Source organism: Bifidobacterium sp. POST2/T3 (B1) (genome assembly GCF_058197115.1).
In genome coordinates, this window is the sequence record NZ_JBVPQK010000164.1 from 1 (window position 1) to 5,808 (window position 5,808).

4 protein-coding genes are annotated in these 5,808 nt (G+C 63.1%); all 4 read right to left on the minus strand.

Features of this window, described 5'->3' with window-relative positions:
- Positions 1-74: 74 nt before the first annotated feature.
- The 4 genes from AC0AP0_RS08010 to AC0AP0_RS08025 are packed head-to-tail and all read right to left on the minus strand — an operon-like array spanning position 75 to position 5,610.
- Positions 75-605, minus strand: coding sequence for a GNAT family N-acetyltransferase (locus AC0AP0_RS08010; protein ID WP_261252494.1), 531 nt, complete (start codon positions 603-605; stop codon positions 75-77).
- Complete coding sequence (locus tag AC0AP0_RS08015) at positions 602-3,808, minus strand: UPF0182 family membrane protein (RefSeq protein WP_490430084.1); 3,207 nt, start codon at positions 3,806-3,808, stop codon at positions 602-604. Before AC0AP0_RS08015 ends, AC0AP0_RS08010 begins: the two co-directional genes overlap by 4 nt.
- Positions 3,809-3,817: 9 nt before the next feature.
- Positions 3,818-4,981 (minus strand): glycosyltransferase family 4 protein, encoded by a 1,164-nt coding sequence (locus AC0AP0_RS08020; RefSeq protein ID WP_490430085.1) that lies wholly within the window; start codon positions 4,979-4,981, stop codon positions 3,818-3,820.
- The gene (locus tag AC0AP0_RS08025; RefSeq protein WP_198208443.1) at positions 4,978-5,610 is read right to left on the minus strand and encodes an NAD(P)H-dependent oxidoreductase; all 633 of its coding nucleotides are present in this window, start codon (positions 5,608-5,610) and stop codon (positions 4,978-4,980) included. The genes AC0AP0_RS08020 and AC0AP0_RS08025 overlap by 4 nt, the downstream gene beginning before the upstream one ends.
- Positions 5,611-5,808 lie beyond the last annotated feature (198 nt).

Consider the following 5,808-nt stretch of genomic DNA (forward strand, 5'->3'; position numbering starts at 1 on the left):
CCAGTCCGGCTATCAGCCAGAAATCGGATGCCATGTAGGTGATACCTCCTGCTCTCAAACGGGACGGTGAGATTCTATACAGGCTCCCCGACCCCATTTCGCTCAAGGGACAGGCTCCAGTAGGAAACATCATGCAAGACGAACCGGTCCCAAGCTGCCTGGGGCAGAAGGCCGAAGCGGCTGAAACCGAACCGGTGCAAGAGGGCCTTGGAGGCCGAATTGTCATCGAAGATGATGGCCACGGCCAGACGCATGCCCTCCCGCTGGGCGCGCTCCAGCAGGGAATGGACCATCAGGGCACCCAGGCCACGGCCACGGCTGCCACGGTCCACGTAGTAGCTCAGCTCGCAGGTCTCCTGGTAGCCGGGTCGGTCGTAGTAGGCCGACAGGGAGCCGAAGGCCAGCACCCGGCCCTCCTGCTCCAGGACCAGGACCGGATGGCCCTGGTCCGGATCATGGGACAGTAACCATTCCAAGCGCTGATCCAGGCTGACCGGGGCCGTATCCGCCGTGGAACCGCCATCCATGACCGCCTGGTTGTAGATGGCGGTGACCGCCTCCAGGTCCCCGCGACGGCAGAGCCGAATGCACGGGGTGGCGCTCACTTGTTGCCGCCCTCCTGATCGGAGGCCTCCTTGAGAGCTTCGCGCAGACGGTTCTGAGCCTCGCCGTAGGCGCTGAAGTCGCCCTTCTTCAGGGCGGCATCGCCGTCGCTCATGGCCTGGTTGGCCTTGTCCAAGGCATGTTTCAGGGCCTGTCCTCCTGTGGTCGATGACCCGCCGGACCCGGCGTTCTTATCAGGGGCCTTATCGGATTGCTCACTCTGGTCAGCATTGGAATTGGTGCGTCCAGTGTTGTCGGCATCGCCTGCCGATGCGCCCGAGTTGCCCTGGAAGGTCTTGTCAAGAGCCGCATCCAAGGTCGCTGAGGAAGAAACCTTGTCTCCGAAGGCCACCAAAACCCGCTTGAGCAGGGGGAAGCTGGTGGCACCGCTGGACTGGACGTATACCGGCTGGATGTAGATCAGTCCGCCGCCTATGGGCAGGGTCAGCAGGTTGCCGCGTTTGACCTTGGTGGATCCGGACTGGAGCAGGTTGAGCTCGGTCGAGACCGCAGCATCCGAGTTGAAGTTGTTCTGGGCCTGCCCCGGGCCGGGAACATTGGAATTCTTGGGCAGCTCCATCAGCCGGATGGTCCCGTAGTCCGGCCCTATCACCCCCTTGGTCGACCCGGCGTCGGAATCCACAGACAGGAACCCGGTCAGAATCTCCCTGGTGGAGGTACCGGCGGGGATGAAGGTGGAAGTCAGCGAGAAGGCGGGCTTGTCAGTTCCCGGGGTCTGCAGGGTCAGATAGTAGGGAGGCTGCTTGATCCCCGCCTTCTGCTCCTTGCTGGTGCCGGTCGGATCCACGGGGGTCTGCCAGAAGTCCTCGCCGGAGAAGAACTGGCTGGCCGAGTTGACGTGGTACTGGGACAGGAGCTGGCGCTGCACCTTGAACAGGCTCTCCGGGTAACGCATGTGGCTCATCAGGTCACCGGAGATTGACGAAAGCGGCTTGAACTGGCCGGGGAAGACCTTCTGCCATGCCTTGAGCACCGGATCCTTGGCATCCCAGGCATACAAATCCACCGAGCCGTCGTAGGCATCGACCGTAGCCTTGACGGAGTTACGGATGTAGTTGGCCTTCTGGGAGCCCAGGCCTTTGACGGCCTCAGAGCTCAGGGTGGTCGTGTCCTGGGTGATGGGCCCCAGGTCTACCTTCTGTGAGTAGGGGTAGGCATCAGAGGTGGTGTAGCCGTCGACGATCCACTTGACCCGGCCATCCACCACAGCCGGATAGACGCGCCCGTCCAGCGTCAGATAGGGGGCGATCTGGGCCACGCGCTCCTTGGGCGAGCGGTTGTAGAGAATCTGCGAGTCGGGCGTGACGCGGTCCGAGAAGAGGATCTGGTCGGATCCAAAGCGGATGGCGTAAAGGACCCGGGCCAGGAAGTTGCCCACCGAGGGGCCGCCGTTGCCCTTGAAGGTGTTGGTGGCTCCCTTAGAACCGGTAGGATAGTCGAACTCCCAGCCTGACGAGCCCTGGGGCGCGCCGACGATGGAGTACTCGGGCGCGTTGGGCGAGAAGTAGATTCGCGGCTCGTAGTGCTGGCTGTCGGTCAGCTTGCCTTTGGTGGGGATGTCCTGCTCGAAGAATTCGGGCTGCCCGTCCGGGGTGACCTTGTTACCGTAGGCGGCCACGATGCCGTAGCCGTGGGTGAAGACCGTGTGGTCGTTGACCCAGTTGCGGTTGTCGTTGCCCTCCAAGTCCAGCTCGCGAGCGCCGATGACCGTATCCTGGCTGACTCCGTCGATGTCGTACTTGTCGACGGCCAGAGTGTCCTCGAAGGTGTAGTACTGCTTGGACTGCTGCAGCTGGCGGAAGGTGGGAGAAACCACCTGGGGATCCAACAAACGAATCTGTGCGGTAGTCTCTGCATCCCGGGAGAGGGCACCTGACTGGACCTCGGTAGTGGCGTCATAGGCCTCGGTCTTGAGTCTATCCAGCCCATAGGCCTTGGTGGTGGCGGCGATGTTGCGCTGAATGTAGGCGGATTCCATCTCCTGAGCGTTGGGGTTGACCCGGAAGCGCTGGACAAGTGCCGGCCAGAAAACGGTCAGCAGCAGGGACAAAACGATGGTGACGGCTACAGCCAGAGCGGGAATCCTCCACTGCTTGACAGCCGAACCCAGGGATCCTGCATGGACACGGCCGGGTTCCAAGGTGGGCGACCTCAGAATCCAGACGGCCAAAATTATGCCCAGCAGAGCTATGACCACGGCCATAATCAGGGTCACTGGGATGGCCGCTTTGACCGAGGTGTAAGAGGCGCCGGTGATCCGATCACCCTCCTCGGTCAGCCTGCCGAAGACACCCAGGGCCGTATCGCCGGCCCAGACCAGCATGAACAGGATCAACCAGACGGCCACCTGCCTGCGGGCGGAACGGGTCATCTCCAGAATGCCCCGGCCGTGCACGGGCATGGTCAAGCGAATGCCACCCATGAGGAAGTTGGTGACCAGGCTGAAGACCGTAGCCGCCAGCAACATCATAAGCAGGGAGGAGACCAACAGCTGCAGGCCAGGCAGGATGAAGACATAGAAGCCGTTATCCAGGCCGAACTGGGGGTCGCGCACCCCGAAGGACTGGGCGTTGAAGAGCAGGAGCACCTGCTTCCAGTCGGCGTTGAACTGGAAGCCGAAGAATACGCCAACAACCAGGGAGACCACCACGGCCACCTTCAGCGCCGTGCGTGAGGAAACTCCCTTGCCTACCTCAATCAGATCGCCCTTGACCCTGATGGTAGACCCGTCAGGCGAATCGGGACGGCTGCGGATGGCCAGGATGGCCGAAAGCAGGGTCACCGCGGCCAGCAGCAGTGCATAAGCCAGCCATAGGCCCACCTTGATGCCCAGCTGGGTCCAGACTATCTGCGCCGCCCCCAGTTGGGAGAACCACATGACATCGGTGATGAAGCGGCTGAGCGCGAACAGTAGCAGGAAGACGACCAGCACGACTGCCACAACCACTGCCAGGATCCGCGAGCCCCGGGAAGGCCCTTCATTGCCCTTTCTGCGGGAAGTCAGCCGAGGGTCACCCGGCCCGGAGAAGCGGAAGCGGGGCGTGCCGCCGCCCCCCTGGCCAGGACCCTCACCATCGGTTTGCACGTGCAGGATGACCGGGTCGTCTTCATTGCGACGCCGGCCTGGACCGCCTGGACCGCCCTCAGGGTCGAACATGGCACCGAAGAAATCAAAGAATGACATGTACCTACCCTACATGAGACGGCGGTCTTGAATGGCTTGCTGGTAGACCTCCTCCACCTGATCGGCCACCACGGTCACGTCGTAGCGGTCCATGAGCGCAATTTGGTCATGGCGCACGTTCCGCCTCCATGAGGGGTCCCCTAAGGCCTGGGCAATTCGCCGGGCCAGCAGTTCGGGGGTGTTGGGTGAGTCGACGGGGACCAGAGCCCGCTCATCGCCCATTAGGGTGGACCGGTAGCCAGGATTGTCACCGGCCAGCACAGGAGCAGTGCCCGAGGCGATGGCCTCCAACAGGACGATGCCGAAGGACTCGCCTCCGGTGGAGGGAAAAACGGTCAGGTCGGAGGAGGCCAGGAGGGCAGGTTTGTCCTTCTCGTCCACAAAGCCGGGGAAGGCCACCGGGGTGCGCAGGACGGCGGCCTTTCGACGGCAATCCTCCAGCAGTGGACCCTTGCCGGCCATAGTCACATGCAGGCCTTCAGGCAGGATGCCGGCCCGCTCCCCCGTCTGGAGGGCTGAAAGCAGGATCCCCGCCCCCTTGCGGGCCACGAACCGTCCCAGAAAGACCAGATGCGGTCCCTGGCCGTGCAGGCGCGCCACCTCCTGGTCGCCAGCGGCCTGACGAGCCTGGCGCAGCGCAGCCACGTCCACAGGGTTTGCCACCACCCTGCTGGACACACCGGCAGTCTGCCGGGCATAACTGGCCGCCACAGGCGAGACTGCGATGACCCTGTCGATGCGTCTATGGGTCCTTCGGTTGATCATCCCCAGCAGCCGACCGCCCAGCAACTGCAGGTTTCCTGTGGGGGCGATGTGGTAGGTGGCCACCAGGGCCGTTGTCGGGTCTGCGGCCCGGATAACCCGTCCGGCCAGGAAGGGACTGTACGGAGCCTGAATGTGCAACAGGTCGAAGTGCCCGGCCTCCAGGACCCGGCGGATGGGCGCCTTGGGCGCTGGCAGCGGTATGCGCATCCTGTTGCCATTGAAGGAGACCATGACATTGCGGGACAGGGAGTGAACCCCGTCAACCGGCGGATGGGCGGTCTGGCCTACCAGGTACTGGATCCTGTGGCCCCGCCTGCCCAGCTCCCGTCCCAGGGTCAGCATGTGCTGCTGGACCCCGTCAAACACATCCAGGGTGTCATCGAAGACGAACCCGATGCTGAGCGTCACTGAGCGTCCTGGTCCGCTCCGGGCTCGGTCCCTGCGGCCAGTTGACGGCCCTTGAGGGCCAGGGCCACCAGGTGCCGGTCAGCAGCCTCCCGCGCCTGCTGCTCGTCGTTGCCCGAGTCCAGATTGTCCACATAGATGGTCTCCACCTGCGCAACCTGGCAGTACTTGAGGAAGGTCTGCCTGCGCAGCTGATTGTCCAGGGCCTCATCGATGCCGCTGGACTGGTACCATTCCTTATCCCCGCCGGTCAGCATAATCAGCTCCACCCGGCGCCCGGCCAGGGCTCCCGGGGTTCCATCAGCGTTATAGGCGAAGCCCCGGCAGATGACGCGGTCGATGAAGCCCTTCATGATGGCCGGCATGCTGTACCAGTAGACGGGGAAGACCAGGGCAAGCACGTCCGCATCCTTGATGCGCTCCTGCATGGCCTCAACATCCTCGGGCATGGGTCCCTGGCCCAGGTAGTGGGTCCTGTCCTCCATGCCGAAGACGGGATTGAACCCCTCGGCGCAAAGGTCGATCAACTCGGTGCGAGCCCCGCCCTCGGCCGCCCCGTCCAGCAGGGCATTGCCTGCCGCATCGGTCAGACTCTTGGGTTCGGGGTTGGCCGTGACTGCCACGATCTTCATAGGGATTCACTCCTTACATTTCATTTCGCGCCTGCACCGACTGCGTGCAGACCCTTGCCATTGTCAGTCCTGGCAAGGACGGCAACACTGGTTTGACAAATGCTTGACACTGCTCTTGGGTCCATCTATGTTATTGGGTGGTCGGTAGGTGAAGCTACCGCATGGACAAGGCATGCTGCCGCAAAGTGGTGGAGACAC

Coding starts and splice junctions, on each gene's coding strand:
- AC0AP0_RS08015 (WP_490430084.1), bottom strand. CDS start 3,808: ATGTCATTCTTTGATTTCTTCGGTGCCATGTTCGACCCTGAGGGCGGT.
- AC0AP0_RS08025 (WP_198208443.1), bottom strand. CDS start 5,610: ATGAAGATCGTGGCAGTCACGGCCAACCCCGAACCCAAGAGTCTGACC.